General features: G+C 67.0%; 20 protein-coding genes. 10 read left to right on the top strand and 10 right to left on the bottom strand.

Annotated elements, in window-relative coordinates; translation table 11 throughout:
• The first annotated feature begins 23 nt into the window (after window positions 1-23).
• Complete coding sequence (locus tag HW532_RS02195; RefSeq protein ID WP_213162857.1) at window positions 24-758, top strand: VWA domain-containing protein; 735 nt, start codon at window positions 24-26, stop codon at window positions 756-758.
• A 24-nt stretch (window positions 759-782) separates the two neighbouring features.
• The gene (locus HW532_RS02190) at window positions 783-1,529 is read left to right on the top strand and encodes a DnaJ domain-containing protein (RefSeq protein WP_213162856.1); all 747 of its coding nucleotides are present in this window, start codon (window positions 783-785) and stop codon (window positions 1,527-1,529) included.
• Window positions 1,530-1,598: 69 nt separating this feature from the next.
• On the opposite strand, the gene HW532_RS02185 is transcribed toward HW532_RS02190, so the two are convergent.
• Entirely contained in the window at window positions 1,599-3,065 is a 1,467-nt protein-coding gene (locus HW532_RS02185; protein ID WP_213162855.1) for a D-alanyl-D-alanine carboxypeptidase, read from the bottom strand.
• Window positions 3,066-3,452: 387 nt separating this feature from the next.
• On the opposite strand from HW532_RS02185, the gene HW532_RS02180 reads away from it, so the two are divergent.
• The 5 genes from HW532_RS02180 to HW532_RS02160 all read left to right on the top strand — a co-directional run bounded on the left by HW532_RS02180 (window position 3,453) and on the right by HW532_RS02160 (window position 8,084).
• Window positions 3,453-3,800: a phasin family protein gene (locus HW532_RS02180; RefSeq protein WP_213162854.1), complete on the top strand. Its 348-nt coding sequence runs from the start codon at window positions 3,453-3,455 to the stop codon at window positions 3,798-3,800.
• Window positions 3,801-4,038: 238 nt separating this feature from the next.
• Window positions 4,039-4,365 carry an ATP-dependent Clp protease adapter ClpS gene (gene clpS / locus HW532_RS02175; RefSeq protein ID WP_213164385.1) on the top strand — a complete coding sequence of 109 codons (327 nt, stop codon included), beginning with the start codon at window positions 4,039-4,041 and terminating at the stop codon, window positions 4,363-4,365.
• Window positions 4,366-4,374: 9 nt separating this feature from the next.
• A complete protein-coding gene (gene clpA, locus HW532_RS02170) occupies window positions 4,375-6,825 on the top strand; it encodes an ATP-dependent Clp protease ATP-binding subunit ClpA (protein ID WP_213162853.1) in 2,451 nt (816 codons plus the stop codon).
• 168 nt (window positions 6,826-6,993) lie between these two features.
• The gene (locus HW532_RS02165; RefSeq protein ID WP_213162852.1) at window positions 6,994-7,734 is read left to right on the top strand and encodes an AzlC family ABC transporter permease; all 741 of its coding nucleotides are present in this window, start codon (window positions 6,994-6,996) and stop codon (window positions 7,732-7,734) included.
• Entirely contained in the window at window positions 7,731-8,084 is a 354-nt protein-coding gene (locus tag HW532_RS02160; protein ID WP_213162851.1) for an AzlD domain-containing protein, read from the top strand. Before HW532_RS02165 ends, HW532_RS02160 begins: the two co-directional genes overlap by 4 nt.
• 6 nt (window positions 8,085-8,090) lie before the next feature.
• Here HW532_RS02160 and HW532_RS02155 read toward each other — a convergent pair whose 3' ends face one another.
• Window positions 8,091-8,555, bottom strand: coding sequence for an HIT family protein (locus tag HW532_RS02155; RefSeq protein WP_425491919.1), 465 nt, complete (start codon window positions 8,553-8,555; stop codon window positions 8,091-8,093).
• Between the two features lie 72 nt (window positions 8,556-8,627).
• On the bottom strand, window positions 8,628-9,815 hold the full coding sequence (locus HW532_RS02150; RefSeq protein ID WP_213162850.1) for a GNAT family N-acetyltransferase: 1,188 nt from the start codon (window positions 9,813-9,815) through the stop codon (window positions 8,628-8,630).
• 223 nt (window positions 9,816-10,038) lie between these two features.
• Here HW532_RS02150 and HW532_RS02145 point away from each other — a divergent pair, with 223 nt between their 5' ends.
• The gene (locus tag HW532_RS02145; protein WP_213162849.1) at window positions 10,039-10,248 is read left to right on the top strand and encodes a hypothetical protein; all 210 of its coding nucleotides are present in this window, start codon (window positions 10,039-10,041) and stop codon (window positions 10,246-10,248) included.
• A 71-nt stretch (window positions 10,249-10,319) separates the two neighbouring features.
• On the opposite strand, the gene HW532_RS02140 is transcribed toward HW532_RS02145, so the two are convergent.
• The 4 genes from HW532_RS02140 to HW532_RS02125 all read right to left on the bottom strand — a co-directional run bounded on the left by HW532_RS02140 (window position 10,320) and on the right by HW532_RS02125 (window position 13,020).
• A complete protein-coding gene (locus tag HW532_RS02140) occupies window positions 10,320-10,550 on the bottom strand; it encodes a DUF1413 domain-containing protein (RefSeq protein ID WP_213162848.1) in 231 nt (76 codons plus the stop codon).
• A 142-nt stretch (window positions 10,551-10,692) separates the two neighbouring features.
• Window positions 10,693-11,466 (bottom strand): glycerophosphodiester phosphodiesterase family protein, encoded by a 774-nt coding sequence (locus HW532_RS02135; protein ID WP_213162847.1) that lies wholly within the window; start codon window positions 11,464-11,466, stop codon window positions 10,693-10,695.
• Between the two features lie 10 nt (window positions 11,467-11,476).
• On the bottom strand, window positions 11,477-11,941 hold the full coding sequence (locus HW532_RS02130; RefSeq protein ID WP_213162846.1) for a RidA family protein: 465 nt from the start codon (window positions 11,939-11,941) through the stop codon (window positions 11,477-11,479).
• Window positions 11,942-12,036: 95 nt separating this feature from the next.
• The gene (locus HW532_RS02125; RefSeq protein WP_213162845.1) at window positions 12,037-13,020 is read right to left on the bottom strand and encodes a 2-hydroxyacid dehydrogenase; all 984 of its coding nucleotides are present in this window, start codon (window positions 13,018-13,020) and stop codon (window positions 12,037-12,039) included.
• 77 nt (window positions 13,021-13,097) lie between these two features.
• Here HW532_RS02125 and HW532_RS02120 point away from each other — a divergent pair, with 77 nt between their 5' ends.
• Window positions 13,098-13,976 carry a cell envelope integrity EipB family protein gene (locus tag HW532_RS02120; protein ID WP_213162844.1) on the top strand — a complete coding sequence of 293 codons (879 nt, stop codon included), beginning with the start codon at window positions 13,098-13,100 and terminating at the stop codon, window positions 13,974-13,976.
• 16 nt (window positions 13,977-13,992) lie between these two features.
• On the opposite strand, the gene HW532_RS02115 is transcribed toward HW532_RS02120, so the two are convergent.
• Window positions 13,993-14,853, bottom strand: coding sequence for a DMT family transporter (locus tag HW532_RS02115; protein ID WP_213162843.1), 861 nt, complete (start codon window positions 14,851-14,853; stop codon window positions 13,993-13,995).
• Between the two features lie 109 nt (window positions 14,854-14,962).
• Between HW532_RS02115 and HW532_RS02110 the strand changes: the two genes are divergently transcribed.
• Window positions 14,963-16,372, top strand: coding sequence for an aminotransferase-like domain-containing protein (locus HW532_RS02110; RefSeq protein ID WP_213162842.1), 1,410 nt, complete (start codon window positions 14,963-14,965; stop codon window positions 16,370-16,372).
• Window positions 16,373-16,386: 14 nt separating this feature from the next.
• On the opposite strand, the gene HW532_RS02105 is transcribed toward HW532_RS02110, so the two are convergent.
• Window positions 16,387-16,770 (bottom strand): hypothetical protein, encoded by a 384-nt coding sequence (locus tag HW532_RS02105; protein WP_213162841.1) that lies wholly within the window; start codon window positions 16,768-16,770, stop codon window positions 16,387-16,389.
• A 117-nt stretch (window positions 16,771-16,887) separates the two neighbouring features.
• Entirely contained in the window at window positions 16,888-18,198 is a 1,311-nt protein-coding gene (locus HW532_RS02100) for a DNA polymerase IV (protein ID WP_213162840.1), read from the bottom strand.
• Window positions 18,199-18,220 lie beyond the last annotated feature (22 nt).

Genomic DNA, 18,220 nt, shown 5'->3' with positions numbered 1-18,220 from the left:
CCTCGGGCCCCTTGAGGCAAGAGATGACGTCCGACAAGAAGGCACCGGTCAGACGCGGAGAGACGCGGCAGCCCGCATCGAGCGCGGCGGATGTCGGCGCGTTTCTGGCCGAGGTGCGGTCAAGGCCCGCGCCGGCGGCGCAGGCCGGGGCTGCGCGCGGCCGGCTGATCTTTGCCATGGATGCGACGATGAGCCGGCAGCCGACCTGGGACCATGCGCTCCAGATCCAGGCGGAGATGTTCGCGGAAACGGCGCGGATCGGCGGGCTCGACGTCCAGCTCGTCTATTTCCGGGGCCTCGCCGAATGCCGGGCGAGCAAGTGGGTGGGCGACCCGTCCGCCCTTGCCCGCCTGATGACCGGGGTCGACTGTCGCGGCGGGCACACCCAGATCCGCAAGGTCCTCGCCCATGTGCTGAAGGAGGCCCGCCGCCACAAGGTGAATGCGGTCGTCTATGTGGGAGACTGCGTGGAGGAGAATGTCGACGATCTGTGCGCGCGGGCCGGCGAGATCGGTCTCCTGGGCGTTCCCGTCTTCATGTTCCAGGAGGGTCACGAGCCGGTCGCGGAGGCTGCCTTCCGCGAGATCGCGCGGCTGACGCGCGGCGCCTGGTGCCGGTTCGACCGGAGCTCCGCGCGCGAGCTGCGCGAGCTCTTGTCCGCCGTCGCCGTCTATGCCGCCGGCGGGCGCAAGGCGCTTGCCGATCACAGCAGGGCGGGCGGCGGGGCCGCGACGGCGCTGCTGGAACAGCTCGACTGAGCGCGGGAGCCCCGGGCGTCTCCCATGTCCTATCTCGTCCTGGCCGTTCTCGCCCTCGTCGTCCTCTATGGTCTCGGCCGGCTGTTCCTGCGGGCCGATCCGGCAAAGCTCGCCTTCAGCCTGCGCATTGTCGCGGGCGTTCTGGTGCTCGCCATCGGCGCTTTCGTGACAATCCGGGTCAATCCCGCGATCGGGCTGCCGATGATCGCGCTGGGACTGGGGCTTCTCGGCAAGAGTTCGTGGCTGACGCATCTGGGGCTGCCCGGCGGCGGCATGGGCAGGCCGGGGCGGACCCGGTCCGGCGGCCAGCGCTCGCGCGTCACCACGCAGATCCTGGCCATGGAGCTCGATCACGATACGGGGGCGATGGACGGCGAGGTGCTGTCAGGCCCGCTTTCGGGGCGCATGCTCTCTTCCCTGACGCTTGGCGAGCTTGCCGATCTCCACACGCAATGCACCGGGCTCACCGACCAGAGCGTTACGCTTCTGGAGGCCTATCTCGACCGGACGTGGCCGGACTGGCGCGACGAGCCCGGCATGCGCGATGGGGCAGGGACGGGGGAGAGGCGATCATCCTCCTCCGGCGGACCGATGTCCGAGCGCGAGGCGCTGGAGATCCTGGGGCTCGAGCCGGGTGCCGACGACAAGGCGATCCAGGCGGCCCATCGCCGGCTGATGAAGCAGTATCATCCCGACCGCGGGGGATCGGCCTATCTCGCCGCGAAGATCAACGAGGCGAAATCCGTCCTGATGGGGAAGGGCAGTCGGTAGCGTGCCCCCGTACGTCTCGCCGATTGATTGTGCCCGTGCAGACGGGCATCCGGAGAGGCCCTCGAGACGTCAATTCACGGCTGGCGGGGCCACGGCGAAGCAGGCGAAGGAGCGCCTGGCGAGCGACTTGCAGGTGGTCTGTGCCGTCTTCTTGTCGAAGCCGGACAGGCGTGCCCTGTAGAACATCGCGGCGCCGCGCTCGAAGGGAATGATGAAGGCGGGCTTGTCGTCGAGCGAGGTGAGCCCTGTCGCGAGCACCTTGCGGAGATATTCCTCCGCGCCCGATTCAGAATCGAACGCGCCGACCTGGATATGCCAGGTCTCGCCGCGGGCCATGCCGTCCGCGCTCGCGAGGATGGCGGGCGTGTCGCCGGCATCGCCTTCCTCCGCCGCGGCCATGGCGACCAGCTTGATGCGGCTCTCGTCGGGGATGGCGCCGCCTGTCTCTGCGGAGGTCTCCTCGCGGTCGCCTGCGGCGAGAACGCTCATCACATCGGCCTTGACCGGCTCGCCCGCCGTGTCGGCGGCGACAATGACTGGCTTCGGGGTCGGAAGCGGCGGGTTGAGCACGCGCGCGACGGCCCGGCGTGCGGCCTTGACCTTCGTGGGATCGTAACCCGGCGGCGTTCCCGCCACGCTCGCGATGTTGAGGGTCTTGCGGCTCGGCACGCGGGGAAAGACCTTGTCGAGCATCGACATCATGTAGTTGTTGCGCGACCGGCCCGTGCGCCCGCCGGTCACCACGCCGATCAGATGCTTGCCGTCGCGCTTGACCGACGCCAGGAGATTGAAGCCCGAGGCGCGGATATAGCCGGTCTTGATGCCGTCCGTTCCCTTGTAGCGGCCGACGAGCTTGTTGTGGTTTCGGTAGTTGCGCCCCTTGTAGGAGAAGCTCGTCAGGCTGAAATAGCGGTAGAGCTCGGGGAAGTCCTTCTGGATGCGCAGGCCCAGGGTCGCCATGTCCCGCGCCGTGGTGACCTGGCCGCTATTGGGCAGGCCGGAGGCATTGCGGAAGGTCGTGCGCGTCATGCCGAGCGACCGGGCCGTCTTGGTCATGCGCACCGCGAAGGCGCTTTCGGTCCCCGCAATGGCCTCGCCGACGGCCGCGGCCACGTCGTTGGCCGATTTCGTGACGAGGGCCCGGATCGCATTGTCGACCGTGATCGTCTGGCCGGGCTTGAAGCCCAGCTTCGACGGCGGCATGGACGCGGCATGCCGGCTGATCCGGATCCGGGAACTCTTGGAGAAGCGGCCCGCCTCCATCTCCTGGAACAGGACATAGAGCGTCATCACCTTGGTGAGCGAGGCGGGATAGCGCCGGCTGTCGGCATAGCGCGAGAACAGCACCTTGCCGCTATGGGCGTCTATGGTGATGGCGGAGAACTTGGAATTGGCCGCCGCGCTGTCGGGCGCAAGCGCCAGGCCGACCGTCAGAACCAATGCGCCGAAGAAGGCGACCGCCGCGCGCCATGGCGGCAGCCGGAAGACAGACTGTGTTCGCCAAGCAGGTCTATCATATCCTGCACTGGTGCTCATGACGCATCCCCAACCACGACCGAATTGTCCATTTACGTTTCGCACGCGCCTAACACGGCCTGCTCACGCCCCTCAATACCCTGCCAGGGTATTGTCGTCAGAGGCATGACGGCGAAACGGGACGATCAAGGGAATTCGTCGATAAACGGAGGTCATCCCCCCTGTCTCGATCCCCTAGCGTCTCAAACACGCCAACATCACCGACACTCCCTTACCAAACGGTAAAGTCAAATCGCCCCGAAGGCAATCCGCAGCCGCTTTTTGTGCGGCGCACAAAAATTTGTTGACAGAAATTGTGCGGCGCATATATTGGGTCGTGACAGGTTGGAATGGGCGCTAAGCAGGCATTGGTCCATTCACCGGAAACCTTTTGGGATGGAGAGACACATGATCAAGTCGTTCGAGGATTTCCAGATCGTCGGCAAAGACAATTTCGATGCCTCGGTCGCCAGCGTCACGGCGATGACGAAGGGCTTCCAGACCATGGCCGCCGAGATGGCGGACTATTCGCGCAAGGCGCTCGAGGAGAGCACCAAGGCGGTGGAGACCGTCATGGCGGCGAAGTCCGTGGACAAGGCCGTGGAGGCGCAGCAGACCTTCGCCAAGCAGGCCTATGAGGGCTACCTCGGCGAGATGAACAAGCTCGGCGAGATCTACCTCAATGCGGCCAAGGAAGCCTACAAGCCGTTCGAGGCCCAGCTTGCCCAGTTCAACGGCAAGGTGGCCGGGAAGTAACTTTTCCTACCAGCAAGCCACTGCTGAACTCTCTGGCCCGGCGTGCCCCCGCACGTCGGGCTTTTTGTTCGTCATGCGGGCGGAGAATTCAAATTGACGCCTCGCAATCATGACCAGCTCTCCTATATAATTGGGCCGGTTGGAGGTTTGACGCTGCCGGATGAGGCGAGGACGGCGCGCGGCCGTGGGGAAGACCGGGGATCGCGCTTTCACGGTGCAAACGGTGATCATGTTTCTTATGTCCAATGACAACGACCGTAACCGGGAAGACGACCAGACAGGAGTCGTCACGCGCACCAAGACGCGCACGAAGAAGCCGAGCCTGTACAAGGTTCTGCTCTTGAACGACGATTACACGCCGATGGAGTTCGTCGTTCACGTGATCGAGCGCTTCTTCAACAAGGGGCGCGAGGAAGCGACCAGGATCATGCTTCACGTCCACCAGCGCGGGGTTGGCGTGTGCGGCGTGTACACTTACGAGGTGGCCGAGACCAAAGTGACGCAGGTCATGGAGTTTGCCCGTCAGCACCAGCACCCGCTACAGTGCACGATGGAAAAGGAGTGATAAGGACCAGTGCCAAGCTTCTCCCGCAGTCTTGAACAAGCCCTTCACCGGGCCCTGGCACTCGCCAACGAGCGGCATCACGAATATGCCACGCTCGAACACCTCCTGCTCGCCCTTGTGGACGACAAGGACGCGGCGGCAGTCATGCGCGCCTGCAACGTCGACCTGGATTTGCTGCGCCGCAACCTGGAACAGTATGTCGACAACGAGCTTGCGAATCTGGTTGTCGACCACGGAATCGAGTCCAAGCCGACCGCCGGCTTCCAGCGGGTCATCCAGCGCGCGGTCATCCATGTCCAGTCGTCGGGCCGGGAGGAGGTGACGGGGGCGAATGTCCTCGTCGCCCTGTTCGCCGAGCGCGAGAGTCATGCCGCCTTCTTCCTGCAGGAGCAGGACATGACGCGCTACGATGCGGTGAACTATATCAGCCACGGCATCGCCAAGCGCCCCGGCCATTCCGAGCCCCGCCCCGTGCGCGGCGCCGATCAGGAGACCGCGGAGGAGCAGGAGGCGAGCGCAAAGAGCGGCAACGACGCGCTCGACGCCTATTGCGTCAATCTGAACGCGAAGGCCAAGGAAGGCCGTATCGATCCGCTGATCGGCCGCGATCACGAGGTCCGGCGGACCATTCAGGTGCTCTGCCGGCGCCAGAAGAACAATCCGCTCTTCGTCGGAGATCCCGGCGTCGGCAAGACGGCCATCGCGGAAGGGCTCGCGCGGCGTATCGTCAATGGCGAGGTGCCGGACGTCCTGCAGGACTGCACGATCTTCCAGCTCGACATGGGCGCGCTGCTGGCCGGCACGCGCTATCGCGGCGATTTCGAGGAGCGCATCAAGGCGGTCATCAAGGAGATCGAGAACTATCCCGGCGCGATCATGTTCATCGACGAGATCCATACGGTGATCGGCGCGGGCGCGACCTCGGGCGGAGCGATGGACGCCTCGAACCTGCTCAAGCCGGCGCTCGCCAGCGGCTCGCTGCGCTGCATGGGCTCCACGACCTACAAGGAATACCGCCAGCATTTCGAGAAGGATCGCGCGCTCGTGCGCCGGTTCCAGAAGATCGACGTCAACGAGCCGACGGTCGAGGACTCCGTGAAGATCCTCAAGGGGCTGAAGCCCTATTTCGAGGAATTCCACGGCGTGCGCTACACCCAGGATGCGCTGCGTTCGGCGGTGCAGCTGTCGGCGCGCTACATTCACGACCGCAAGCTGCCGGACAAGGCCATCGACGTGATCGACGAGACCGGCGCCTCCCAGATGCTCGTGCCGGAGTCGAAGCGCCGGCGGACCATCGGCGTGAAGGAGGTCGAGGAGACGGTCGCGCGCATGGCGCGGATCCCGCCGAAGACGATCTCCAAGAACGACGCGGAGGTCCTGCGCGACCTGTCGGTCGATCTCAAGCGGACCGTGTTCGGCCAGGACAAGGCGATCGAAGCGCTGGCCTCGGCCATCAAGCTGGCGCGGGCGGGCTTGCGCGAGCCGGAGAAGCCGATCGGCTGCTACCTGTTCTCCGGGCCCACCGGCGTCGGCAAGACAGAGGTTGCCCGCCAACTCTCCTCCATCATGGGGGTGAAGCTCCTGCGCTTCGACATGTCGGAATATATGGAGCGCCACGCCGTTTCCCGGCTGATCGGCGCGCCGCCCGGCTATGTCGGCTTTGACCAGGGCGGGCTCCTGACCGACGGCGTCGACCAGCATCCCCATTGCGTCCTGCTGCTGGACGAGATCGAGAAGGCCCATCCAGACCTCTTCAACATCCTCCTGCAGGTGATGGACCACGGCAAGCTCACCGACCACAACGGCAAGACGGTGGACTTCCATAACGTGGTGCTGATCATGACCACCAATGCGGGCGCGCAGGATCTCGCCAAGGCCCCCATCGGCTTCACGCAGGATAAGCGCGAGGGCGACGACACGGAGGCGATCAACCGGATGTTCTCGCCGGAGTTCCGCAACCGTCTCGACGCGGTCATCCCCTTCGGCAACCTGCCGCGCGAGGTGGTGCGCCTCGTCGTGGAGAAGTTCGTGCTCCAGCTCGAGGCCCAGCTCGCCGACCGGCAGGTCAATATCGAACTGTCGCCGGAGGCCGCCGACTGGCTCGCCCGCGAGGGCTACGACGAGCGCATGGGCGCCCGCCCGCTGGCCCGCGTCATCCAGCAGCACATCAAGCAGCCGCTGGCCGACGAGGTGCTGTTCGGCAAGCTGTCGAGCGGCGGTACGGTGCGTGTCGTGGTGACGAAGGACAAGCAGGGCGCCGAGGGGCTCGGCTTCGAATACCTCACCCGAGAGGAGGAGCGTGCCGCGCCGAAGAAGGCGGAGAAGCGCTCCGGCGGCGGCAAGAAGGGCGGTGGCGGACGCAGTGGCGGCCGCAAGTCGCCCAAGGGTGGCGGCAAGGATGCGAACAAGGGCGGCTCCGATGGCGGAAGCGTCCCGAGCGTTCCCTTGCTGACCGAGTGATCCTGCCGACAGAACAATATGTTGAAGGGGCATCTTCACATGAAGGTGCCCCTTTTTCACGGGGCGCCTTGCCGCGGCTTGCATGGCAGCCATGCGGCGGTGCGCTTGCCCGATCCCGCGCAAGACTGTAACGCGGGACGAGCAATGGCCATGCCGTGACCGGGACCCATGTCCGACCAGACCACCGTTGAGACAGCCGCGCAATATGACTGGAGCGCCCTTGCCGGCGGAATGAGGGGCGCGTTCGGCGTTGCCGGCCTCGTCATGGCCTCGTCCTTTCTGGGGTTCGGCGCCTTGGTGCGCAGCCTGGACGTCACGCTCGCCTCGGGGCTCCTCAGCACCGTCACGGTCTGGGCGCTGCCGGGGCAGGTGGTGCTCCTGTCGATGATGGCGCACGGGGCGGCGCTGATCGCAACGGCGCTTGCGGTGACGCTGACGGCGATCAGGCTTCTGCCCATGGTGGTTCTGGTGCTCGCCCGCGTGCGGCTGGAACACGCGCCGCGCTGGCCGGAATTCCTGCTTGCCCATTTCACCGCCATCACGATATGGGTGATCGCCAACCAGTCGGTGGAGACCCTGCCGCGCGAGCGGCGGCTACCGTGGCTCCTGGGGCTTGGCGGCACGCTGATGGCCGGCATGCTGGTCATGGCGAGCGTGGGCTATGCGCTGGCCGACCTCCTGCCGGCCCTGCTTGCCGCGGGGCTCGTGTTCCTCACGCCCGCCTTCTTCTTCATCTCGCTGTTCGGCGGCGCCCGCTACCGGTTCGACTATGCCGCCGCGATCCTCGGGGCGGCGCTCGGACCGTTCGCGATGGAGATCTTCCCCGATTTCGACCTGCTGGTTTCCGGCGTCGTCGGCGGCACGGTCGCCTATCTCGTCTTCCCGCCGCGCCGGAGGCGGGGCATATGAGCCTCGACGCCATGCCGGTCTGGCTCGTGATTCTCGTGGCCGGTGCGGCCGTCACCTATGTGTGGCGCATGATCGGGGCCATGGTGGTCAGCCGGCTCGATCCGGAGGGCGGGCTGCTCCTGTGGGTGCGCGCGGTGGCGACCGCGCTCGTGGCGGCTCTCGTCGTCCGGCTCGTCCTGATGCCGTCGGAGATCCTGGCGGCTGCCTCGCTTGCGAGCCGCCTCGCGGCGCTCGCCATCGGCCTCGCCCTGTTCTTCCTCTTCAGGCGCAATACGGCGGTCGGGGTCGGCGCGGCCGTCGTCTCTCTGATCGCGATCGAGCTCGTGGCTCGCGCCGTCGCCGGGCCCTGACGGGGGTCAGCCTTCCAGCGCGGCGCGCAGCGTCTCCGCGTGGCCGGCGAGCACCTCCTGGTCCGCCATCTCGCCGGTATGGGGCTTGAGCTCCACACCGTCCCAGCGCGGCAGGATATGGACATGGGTGTGGAAGATCACCTGCCCGCCGGCCTGCTCGTTGAACTGCTGGACCGTCACCCCGTCGGCGCCGAAGGCGGGGATGACCGCACGGGCGATCTTCTGCGTGGTGGCCATGACGGCGGCGAGATCGGCGTCCGCGATGTCGAGGATATTGCGCGACGGCGCCTTGGGGATCACCAGCGTGTGCCCGTCGGTGCGCGGCATGATGTCGAGAAAGGCGAGGGTGGCGTCGTCCTCGTAGACCTTGTTGCACGGCAGTTCGCCGCGCAGGATCCGGGCGAAGATGTTGGACTCGTCATAGGCGGTCGTCATGGCGCTTGGAATCCCCGTATCGGTTGTCTCGGGCATGAGGGCTGGCCCCGCAATGTCCTTCCAGACGGGCGCGGCGGCGTCAAGTCCGGCAAAGGCGCCGGCAAGGCCTCAATCCGAATCCGGACGGGCCATGCGGAAGGGGGTGTGGGCGCTCATGATGCGGATCTCCTCGTTCACATAGCGCCGCTCCTGATGGAGATACTGCGCGACCGCGCCCGCCAGGCGCTCGTCGGCGAGATAGTGCGCGCTGTAGGTGGGGGTCGGCAGATAACCGCGCGCGAGCTTGTGCTCGCCCTGTGCGCCGGCCTCGACGCGCGCGAGCCCGCGGTCGATGGCGAAGGCGATGGCCTGATAGTAGCAGACCTCGAAATGCAGGAAGGGATGGTGCTCGAGCGCGCCCCAATAGCGGCCGAACAGCGTGTCCGACCCAATCACGTTGAGGGCGCCGGCAATGTAGCGCCCGCCGCGGCGCGCCATGACGAGGAGCAGCCGCTCGGGCATCGCCTGCGCGATCATGGAGAAGAAGGCGCGCGTCAGATAGGGCGTGCCCCATTTGCGCGCGCCGGTATCCATGTAGAAGGCGAAGAAGGCGTCCCAATGCGCCTCGGTCAGGTCGCTGCCGGTGACCCATTCGATCTCGATTCCTTCCGCGACGGCCTCGCGGCGCTCGCGGCGCACCGCCTTGCGCTTGCGCGACTGCAGGTTTGCCAGGAAGTCGTCGAAGGTGGTGTAGCCGGCATTCTCCCAGTGGAACTGCTGGTCCGTGCGCTGGAGGAAGCCCATCTCGCCGAGCGCCGACCATTCCGCCTCGGTGAGGAAGGTGAAATGGACCGAGGAGGCGCCGAGCCGGCGGCAGAGCTCCACGGATCCGGCTGCGAGCGTGCGCATGCGCGCCCGTCTGCTGGGCCCGTCCGGCACGAGAAGGCGCGGCCCCGCCGCGGGCGTGAAGGGAACGGAAATCTGCAGCTTCGGATAATAGTGCCCGCCCGCGCGCTCATAGGCGTCGGCCCAGCCGTGGTCGAAGACATACTCGCCGTAGCTGTGGGATTTGAGGTAGCAGGGCATGCAGGCGAGCACGGTGCCCGCATTGTCCTTCATGACGAGATGCTGGGGCAGCCAGCCCGTCTCCGCCGTCGCCGATCCGGACCGCTCGAGCGCGGACAGGAAGGCATGGGTCACGAACGGGTTAGCCGGACGCCCGGGCGGATTTGCGCAGGCGTCCCATTGAGGCCCGTCGATCCCGTCCATTGCGGCTTCCACATGGATGACGGCCTCGTCGGTCTCGTGTTCGGTCATGTCGATGATGGTACTCGATTGGACGCCAGAAAGGAGGCCGGATTTCTACACCAAGCTGTGCGCTTGCCCGCCCGGAATCAAGGCCCGGTTCCGCAAAACGGCATGAAATTATGGTTGCAATCATGTTTTTCACTCGTCTTATAGTTGCCTTTCCTTTCCAAATGGGCAAGACTGTGATCGAGACGGGATTGCTGGACGCTTGAGAGGCCAAGGGGGGCTGGACATGAGCGAAGGGCACGACATGCCGGGTGCGGAGATCATTCCCCTGAATGCGGGCCGGGACGACGACTTTCACGCGCGTCGCACAGCGCTCGTCAGGATGCTGGAGCATGCGGCGCGGGAGGCGGCGGCGCTCGACGACGAGATCGCGTGTTTCCTGGTTTCCTCCGCGGTGGATATCCTGGAGACGCGTCAGGGGCCCGGGAGGCGCTGAGGGGGCGGGCGAAGGGATTGCGGCACGGGATTGAAATCCCTCGCAGATTGCACGCGCCCCGAGGGGCTGAGCTACTGCCCGAGCCACCTGTAGACCCGGCCGCGACCCTTCTTGCGGCCGGTATCCTCCACACCCGGAAACAGTCCGGCGCGGACAGCCTCGAGAAAGGCGCGCCCGATCCGGACCTTGTCGCCGATGAACAGCCGGTCCCAGCCGGGTCCGTAGACTTCCGGAAAATGAAACTCTCCGGGCCGGAACGCCGAGATCCTGTCCCGCAGCCGGGAGATCTCGTCGCGATCCATCCTGATCTCGTGTGTACCCGAAGCCGGGGGTGTTCTGTCTCGGACCATAGGGATTTGCGCCAACCTCCTGAACCCGCACGGATTGTCGATCCTAGCCGGATCCCGGCGCGCGACAGTTTGATCTGGCGCAATGGAGGGCGGCTCAAATGGCGGATGGCGGGCGGATCGTCTCGAAGATGATCTGGTCGGCATAGCGCCGCGCGCGCGCGGCGTCGCCGGGCGTGCGGACGGTCCAGGAGAGGATGGGGCGGCCCAGGGCGCGGAAGGCGCGCGACGGTGCGGACGGCAGGCCGTGGACATCGTAGGCGAGGAACTGGGGGCGGGCCTCGTCGAAGCCCGTCATGTGACGCAGGCCGAGCCGGCGCGCGAGAGAGAGGTGGGCATCCTCGCCGGCGCCGCAATCGCGGCAGGCGACGAGCCCGCGCACGGTGGCGGGCGAGAGCAGGCGGAGATTGGCGATCATGTCGGGATCGAAGGACATGACCGCGACGGGGCCGTCATAGGCGGCGAGCAGCGCGGCCACACGGCGCTCCAGACGTCCGGAACCGTCCCAGAGGCTCTTCAGCTCCAGGAAGAGCGGGGCGCGGCCCGAGACGAGGCCGAAGAGCTCGCCAAGCGTCATGATCCGGTCGCGCGTGCCCCTGAGCGGGATGCGGGCGAGATCGCGGGAAGGCCGGGCGAGGAGGGGGCCGGTCTCCCCGGTCAGCCGGTCGAGCGTCGCATCGTGGAAGACGACCGCCTCGCCGTCGCCGGCAAGCTGGAGGTCGACCTCGATACCGTAGCCGCCTTTAAGCGCGGCGGTGACCGCGCTCGCCGTGTTCTCCAGCACGCCGCGGGAGCGGTCGTGCAGACCGCGATGGGTCACCGGGCGTTCGGTCAGCCAGGACAGCGCCCGCCCGTCCGGTGTCCAGCGCATGGGGGAAGCGTCACGCGATCTCGAAGACCGCGTCGACCTCGACGGCCACGTTGAGCGGCAGGCCGCCGGCGCCGACGGCAAACCGGGCATGGCGGCCCTTGTCGGCGAACACCTCGACCATGAGGTCGGAGCAGCCATTGATGACCTTGGGGTGGTCGGTGAAGTCCGGCACGGCGTTCACGAAGCCGCCGAGCTTCACGCAGCGCACCACCCGGTCGAGATCGCCGCCGCAGGCCGCCTTGAGCTGGGCGATGACGTTGAGCCCGCACAGGCGGGCGGCCTTCGCGGCCTCCTCGGTGGTGAAGTCCGCGCCGACCTTGCCCTGATACTCCACACCGTCCGGTCCGAGCGTCACCTGGCCGGAGATGAAGACCAGATTGCCGCTCACGACATAAGGCACGTAGTTGGCCACGGGGGCGGCGGGTTCAGGCAGCGTGATGCCGAGCTCGTTCAGGCGGTCGTCGATCTGGCCCATGGCGGTCGTCCTCCGGTGTGTGTGTGTGTGGTTTGGGGGGCTTTGCGGAGCCCCCGTGATGCGCGATTGCCCGGTCAGCGTCAACCGACCGGCGGTTATATGCGGTTGAGCAGGTCGCCGGGATTGTCGCCGGCGAAGTAGGCGTCCAGATTGTCGAGCGCGCGCATGCCCATGGCCACGCGGGTCTCGATGGTGGCGGACCCCAGATGCGGCAGCAGGAAGGCGTTGTCGAGACTGCGGTAGCGCGGGTCGATATCGGGCTCGTTGCGGAACACGTCGAGGCCGGCGGCGGCGAGCTTGCCGCCCTGAAGCGCGGCGATCAGCGCGTCGTCGTCGACGATGTCGCCGCGCGCGGTGTTCACCAGGACGGCATTGTCGGGCATGAGCGCGATGCGCTGTGCGTCCACGATGCCCCGCGTCTCCGGCGTCGAGGCGCAGTGGATCGACAGGAAATCGCAATGGGGCAGCATGTCCTCGAAGGTCTCGTGGAACACTGCGCCCTGTTCCTCGCCGGACGGCAGCCGGCTGCGATTGTGGTAATGGATCTCCATGTCGAAGCCGCGCGCGCGCCGGGCCATGGCTTGGCCGATGCGGCCCATGCCGAGAATGCCGAGGCGCTTGCCCGACACCTCGTAGCCCAGCGGGTAGACCGCCGACCAGGCGCCCCAGCGGTCCTCGCGCACGATCCGCTCGCCCCAATAGGCGCCGCGCGCGGCGCCCAGCAGGAGCAGCATGGCGATATCGGCGGTCGCCGCGCTCAGCACGTCGGGCGTGTTGGTGACGGAAATGCCGCGCTGCGTCGCCGCGTCCACATCGATATGATCGTAGCCGACCGAGAAGGTCGCGATGATCTTCACCGTATCCGGCAGGCGCGCGACAAGGGCGGCATTGCACTTGTCGGTCGGGGTCACGAGAAGCCCGTCGCAGCCCTGGGCGCCGGCGATGATGTCGTCGTCGGCGAGCAGCTCGTCGGTCTCGTTGAGGGTGGCGTCGTAGTCCTTCTCGATCCGGGCCTCCACCTCGTCGGGCAGCTTGCGCGTGACGAGGATCCGGGGCTTTGCGGGCGGGATGGTGGCCATTGCACTCTTGCCTCAATTCTGGGAGAAGCTACGTCGCTTGTAGGTGGGATAAGCCCGAGAAAGGGTAGCGCAGAGAGATGATGCATTCCAGACGCACCGATGCAAGCCCGTTCGCGGCGCATATCCTCACAATAGCGGCAGCCGTCGCTCTTGTAGGCGCGGGCACGCCGCAGGCCGTCGCGCAAGGGGGGCTGCCGGCGATCGCGCCGCATCGCGCGGTCTACGATCTCGAGCTGGAAAGCTCGCAAGACCGGCTCGGCCTCGCCGACGCGTCGGGCCGGCTCGCGCTCGAATTCGCCGCGGCCGATTGCGAGGGCTGGACGGTCAATATGCGCATCGTCAACCGGTTGCGGACCCGCAACGGCACATCGCGCACCATCGACTCCCGTTCCAGCTCCTGGGAATCGGCGGATGGCGCGTCCATGGCCTTCACCCTGCGCCGCTATGTGGAGAACACCGTCGACGAGGAGACCAAGGGGTTCGCCGAACGCGGCGGCGACGGCAAGCCCGGCCATGTGGCCATGGAGAAACCGGCCGAGGACGCGTTCGATATTCCCGCCGGGGCCGTCTTCCCGGTCGAGCATACCAAGCGCATCCTCAAGGCGGCGCTCGACGGCGAGCGGCGCGAGGTGAGCCTTGTCTATGACGGCTCGGAGGAGAAGACCGTCTACAAGGCGATCACCTTCATCGGCGAGCGCCGCGCGCCGGGCGAGACCCGGCTTCCCGCGGGCCTTGGCGAGGAGCTGAAGTCCATGGCCTCGTGGCCTGTGAGCATCAGCTATTTCGACGAGACGAAGACTGCCGACGGCGAGGAGACGCCGTCGCACCAGGTGAGCTTCACCATGTTCGAGAACGCGGTGGCCAGCAATCTCACCCTCGATTACGGGGATTTCTCCCTGTCCGGCACATTGAGCACGCTGGAGTTCCCCGACGCACCGGAGTGCCCGGCCCAATAGGCGCGCTTGCTTGCGCTCAGGCGAAGCGCTTCGCTCCGGCGACGCACCCGATGACGGCGAGGGTGACGGCGAGCATGGCGGGGCTGACCGCCTCGCCGAGAAGGAGTGCGGCCAGCGCGAAGCCGAAGAACGGCTGAAGAAGCTGTAGCTGGCCGACGGTTGCGACGCCGCCGAGCGCGAGCCCGCGATACCAGAAGACGAAGCCGATCAGCATGCTGAAGACCGAGACATAGGCCAGCCCCGCCCATGCGGGACCGGCGACCCCGTCCCACGAGCCGGGCATGGTGTAGAGGGCGAGCGGCAGCATGACCGGCAGCGACAGGACGAGCGCCCAGGAAATGACCTGCCAGCCGCCGAGCCTTCGCGACAGCGTCGCACCCTCCGCATAGCCGAGCCCGCAGGCGACGATGGCGGCCAGCATGGCGAGGTCGCCGGCGGCCGGCCGGTCGATCCCCTGCGCGAGGGCGTAGCCGGCCACGCAGAGGCTTCCCATGCCGGAGAACAGCCAGAAGAGCGGGCGGGGACGCTCGCCGCCGCGCAGGACCGCGAAGCTTGCCGTCGCGAGCGGCAGAAGGCCGATGAACACCAGCGAGTGCGCCGATGTGACATGGCGAAGCGCGAGCGCCGTCAGGAGCGGAAAGCCGACCACCACGCCGAGCGCGACGATGGCGAGCGAGCCGAGATCGTCCCGGCCGGGGCGCTTGCCGCCGAGAAGCATCAGCATCGCCGCACCCAGCAATGCGGCGATCGAGGCGCGGGCGACCGTCAGAAAGACCGGGTCGAAACCGGCGACGGCGGCGCGCGTGGCGGGCAGGGAGGCGCTGAAGACCAGCATGCCCAGAAAGCCGTTGATCCAGCCGGCCAGTGTCTTGTCCATCGCGGGGTCGCTCCTGTTGATGTGAGCGATATGCCTTGCCAGGGGCCGGCATTCCAGAGACACTCCATGACAATTACCTCAAACTGTATTGCTATGAAGGCCCGTACAGATGGCAATGGAGCGGAGTGAAAGCGGCGAGGGTGCCACGCTGGTGGAACGGGTCATGGAGACGGTTCGCGAGAGTATCGCGTCGGGCCGTCTGGCGCCTGGCACGCGGCTCGCCTCCATCCGTGCGCAGGCGGCGCGCATGGGTGTGTCGAAGTCGACGGTCGTGGAGGCCTATGACCGGTTGGCGGCGGAGGGGGCGATCACCTCGCGGCGCGGATCGGGGTTCTTCGTTGCCGGGCGCCTTCCGCCGCTGTCGCTTGCCGAGATCGGACCACGGCTCGACCGCGAGATCGATCCGTTCTGGGTGTCCCGGCAGTCACTGGAGGCGGGTGGGCGGATGCTCATGCCGGGCTGTGGATGGCTGCCGCGGGACTGGATGCCGGAGGAGGGGGTGCGGCGCGCGCTTCGCGGTCTGGCGCGGTCGCCGGACGCCAATCTCGCCGATTACGGGACGCCGCGCGGACCCGGTGCCTTGCGCCGGCTGCTGGCGCAACGCATGGCCGGACGCGGCCTCGACGTGCCGCCCGAGCGCATCGTGCTCACGGGCTCGGGCACCGAGGCCATCGACCTTGTCTGCCGTTTCCTGCTGGAGCCCGGCGACACCGTGCTGGTCGACGATCCCTGCTATTTCAACTTCCACGCCATGCTGAAGGCGCACCGCGTGGCAGTGGTCGGCGTGCCCTATCTCGCGACCGGCCCCGATCTGGAACGGTTCGAGGCGTGCCTCAGGACACAGAAGCCCCGCCTCTACATCACCAATTCGGCGCTTCACAACCCGACGGGGGCGACACTCGCGCCGGTCGTCGCGCACCGCGTGCTCAAGCTCGCCGAAGCCCACGATCTCACCATCGTGGAGGACGACATCTTCGCCGATTTCGAGCACGAGCCGGCCCCGCGCCTCGCCGCCTTCGACGGGCTGGAGCGGGTGATCCATATCGGCAGTTTCTCAAAGACCCTGTCGGCGGCGGTGCGCTGCGGTTTCATCGCCGCGCGGGCGGACTGGATCGAGGGGCTTCTGGACATGAAGATCGCAACCACCTTCGGCGGCGATCCGTTCTCCGCGGAGCTCGTCCTGCGCCTCCTGACGGACGGCACCTATCGCAAGCATGTGGAGGAGCTGCGCGGGCGGCTGGCGCGCGCCATGGGAGAGACCGCCCGTATGCTGGCGCCGCTCGGCATCGTTCCCGCGGTCGAGCCGCGCGGGGGCATGTTCCTGTGGTGCCGGCTGCCGGAGGGGCTGGACGCCGCCGACATTGCCCGCAAGGCGCTTGCGGACAATGTCGTGCTCGCACCGGGCGACGTGTTCAGCCTGTCGCGCTCCTCGAGCGGCTTCCTGCGGTTCAATGTGGCGCAGTCCGCAAATCCGCGGATCCGGGACGTCCTGCGCCGCGCCATGGACGCGGCGGGCTGATGCCGGTCAACCGATCAGTTGCACCGGGCGTCGATGATCACCTTCTGGATCTCGTCGGCGGCGGCCTTGCGCAGCCCGTCGAGGTCGGTGAGCTTGGCGCAGGGCTTCAGCCCCTGCTCATGCTCCTGAAGGACCTCGCCGGCCTTGTTGTCCCATTTCTTCTTGATGGAGGTCATCTGGGCGTCGTCGCCGGGACAGGCATATTCGATGGCCTTCAGGAAGGTCTCGCGAAGATCCGCTGTCTTCTCGTTCAGCGACAGGCACGCATTGAGTTCGGCCCATTCCGGCAGCGCGAACTTCATGTTGGAGAACTGGGTTTCGCTCATGAAGGCATTGGCCGGGGCGAGCATCCCCATCATGGCGAGGCCTGCAATGGCACCGGTCGTCACATATTTCATCGGGAACCCCCCAATTCGTGCAGATGGCATGGAGCGCAATTGTCTGACAGCATCCGCGTGTGGCGGCAAGCAGAACATGCATCGCACCCCCGTGCAAGCGCGCGCATCGGGCCGGTCCTACTCGTCATGGCCGGCCTTCGGCCTCGGCGTGAAGACGAGGCCCTTGTCGACGGCGTCGCGGCCGAAGCGGGCGCGCAGCTTGTCCATGGCGTGCTCGGCGCGGGCGAGCCGCATGGTCGTGGGATCGAGCGGGCTTTCGGGGTCCGCGCCGTCGGCGTCGGCGAGATGGTCGATGCCGACGCCGATAAGGCGGAAGGCGGTGCCGTCGGTCTCGCGGGCAAGCAGCGGGCGGGCGGCCCGGTAGATGCGCTCGGCAAGCTGGGTCGGCTCCGACAGGAGAGTATGGCGCGTCCGGATCCTGAAGGAGGCGGTCTTGAGCTTGAGCGCGACGCCCGTGCCGGCATAGCCGGAGGCCTTGGCGCGGCGCGAGACCTTCTCGCAGAGCCGCCAGAGAATCTTCTCCAGCGTGGTGGGGTCGGCGAGATCGTCCTCGAAGGTGGTTTCCGACGAGATGCTCTTCGGGGCGCCATGGGGCGTGACGCGCCTGTGGTCCTCGCCGCGGGCGAGGTGATAGAGGCGGGCGCCCATGCTGCCATAGCGGCGCATGAGATCGGACTTCTCCTTGCGCTGGAGATGGCCAATCGTATGGATGCCGTCGCGGGCGAGCTTCGCGCACAGGGTCCGCCCGGCGCCCCAGATGATGCTCACCGGCTGGTCGGCAAGGAAGTCGTGGATGTCGGCACGCCCGATCACGGAGAAGCCGCGCGGCTTGTCGAGGTCGGAGGCGACCTTGGCAAGGAACTTGTTGGGGGCAAGGCCCACGGAGACGGTGATGCCGATCTCCTTCTCGATGCGCCTTGCGAGCGCGGCAAGCGTCAGGGCCGGGCTGCGCCCGTGAAGCCGCTCCGTGCCGGTGAGGTCGAGAAAGGCCTCGTCGATGGAGAGCGGTTCCACAAGCGGCGTGAGCTCTTCCATGAGCGCGCGGACCTCGCGGCCGACCGCGGCGTATTTCTCCATGTCCGGGCGCAGGACGACCGCATCCGGGCAGAGCTTCAGCGCCTTGAACATGGGCATGGCGGAGTGCACGCCATTGATGCGGGCGATATAGCAGGCCGTCGAGACGACGCCGCGCCGCCCGCCGCCGATGATCAGGGGCTTGTCCCTGAGGTCCGGATTGTCGCGCTTCTCGATTGCGGCATAGAAGGCGTCGCAATCGAGATGGGCGACGCTCAGCGTGTCGAGCTCCGGGTGGCGCAGGATGCGCGGACTGCCGCAGGCACGGCACCGCCTGTCCTTCGGCGCGGCCGGCGCCAGGCAGTCGCGGCAGAAGCCCGGATCGCGTCTGGTCTCGGAGTGTCCTGCGGTCATGGCGGCAGAGGGGCTTGGTTGT

The sequence above is a fragment of the Kaustia mangrovi genome (assembly GCF_015482775.1).
Lineage (GTDB): Bacteria > Pseudomonadota > Alphaproteobacteria > Rhizobiales > Im1 > Kaustia > Kaustia mangrovi.
Note: the sequence above shows the minus strand (reverse complement) of the source record. Positions and strands in the feature narration are given on the sequence as shown.

What these genes read in the sequence shown, in the direction of transcription:
- HW532_RS02195 (WP_213162857.1), top strand. Translation starts at nt 24, where the DNA reads ATGACGTCCGACAAGAAGGCACCGGTCAGACGCGGAGAGACGCGGCAG.
- HW532_RS02155 (WP_425491919.1), bottom strand. Translation starts at nt 8,555, where the DNA reads ATGCCCGAGACAACCGATACGGGGATTCCAAGCGCCATGACGACCGCC.
- HW532_RS02125 (WP_213162845.1), bottom strand. Translation starts at nt 13,020, where the DNA reads ATGGCCACCATCCCGCCCGCAAAGCCCCGGATCCTCGTCACGCGCAAG.
- HW532_RS02115 (WP_213162843.1), bottom strand. Translation starts at nt 14,853, where the DNA reads ATGGACAAGACACTGGCCGGCTGGATCAACGGCTTTCTGGGCATGCTG.
- HW532_RS02130 (WP_213162846.1), bottom strand. Translation starts at nt 11,941, where the DNA reads ATGGGCCAGATCGACGACCGCCTGAACGAGCTCGGCATCACGCTGCCT.
- HW532_RS02140 (WP_213162848.1), bottom strand. Translation starts at nt 10,550, where the DNA reads ATGGATCGCGACGAGATCTCCCGGCTGCGGGACAGGATCTCGGCGTTC.
- clpS (WP_213164385.1), top strand. Translation starts at nt 4,039, where the DNA reads ATGTCCAATGACAACGACCGTAACCGGGAAGACGACCAGACAGGAGTC.
- HW532_RS02150 (WP_213162850.1), bottom strand. Translation starts at nt 9,815, where the DNA reads ATGACCGAACACGAGACCGACGAGGCCGTCATCCATGTGGAAGCCGCA.
- HW532_RS02120 (WP_213162844.1), top strand. Translation starts at nt 13,098, where the DNA reads ATGATGCATTCCAGACGCACCGATGCAAGCCCGTTCGCGGCGCATATC.
- HW532_RS02190 (WP_213162856.1), top strand. Translation starts at nt 783, where the DNA reads ATGTCCTATCTCGTCCTGGCCGTTCTCGCCCTCGTCGTCCTCTATGGT.
- HW532_RS02180 (WP_213162854.1), top strand. Translation starts at nt 3,453, where the DNA reads ATGATCAAGTCGTTCGAGGATTTCCAGATCGTCGGCAAAGACAATTTC.
- HW532_RS02110 (WP_213162842.1), top strand. Translation starts at nt 14,963, where the DNA reads ATGGCAATGGAGCGGAGTGAAAGCGGCGAGGGTGCCACGCTGGTGGAA.
- HW532_RS02135 (WP_213162847.1), bottom strand. Translation starts at nt 11,466, where the DNA reads ATGCGCTGGACACCGGACGGGCGGGCGCTGTCCTGGCTGACCGAACGC.
- HW532_RS02105 (WP_213162841.1), bottom strand. Translation starts at nt 16,770, where the DNA reads ATGAAATATGTGACGACCGGTGCCATTGCAGGCCTCGCCATGATGGGG.
- HW532_RS02160 (WP_213162851.1), top strand. Translation starts at nt 7,731, where the DNA reads ATGAGCCTCGACGCCATGCCGGTCTGGCTCGTGATTCTCGTGGCCGGT.
- HW532_RS02145 (WP_213162849.1), top strand. Translation starts at nt 10,039, where the DNA reads ATGAGCGAAGGGCACGACATGCCGGGTGCGGAGATCATTCCCCTGAAT.
- HW532_RS02165 (WP_213162852.1), top strand. Translation starts at nt 6,994, where the DNA reads ATGTCCGACCAGACCACCGTTGAGACAGCCGCGCAATATGACTGGAGC.
- HW532_RS02100 (WP_213162840.1), bottom strand. Translation starts at nt 18,198, where the DNA reads ATGACCGCAGGACACTCCGAGACCAGACGCGATCCGGGCTTCTGCCGC.
- HW532_RS02185 (WP_213162855.1), bottom strand. Translation starts at nt 3,065, where the DNA reads ATGAGCACCAGTGCAGGATATGATAGACCTGCTTGGCGAACACAGTCT.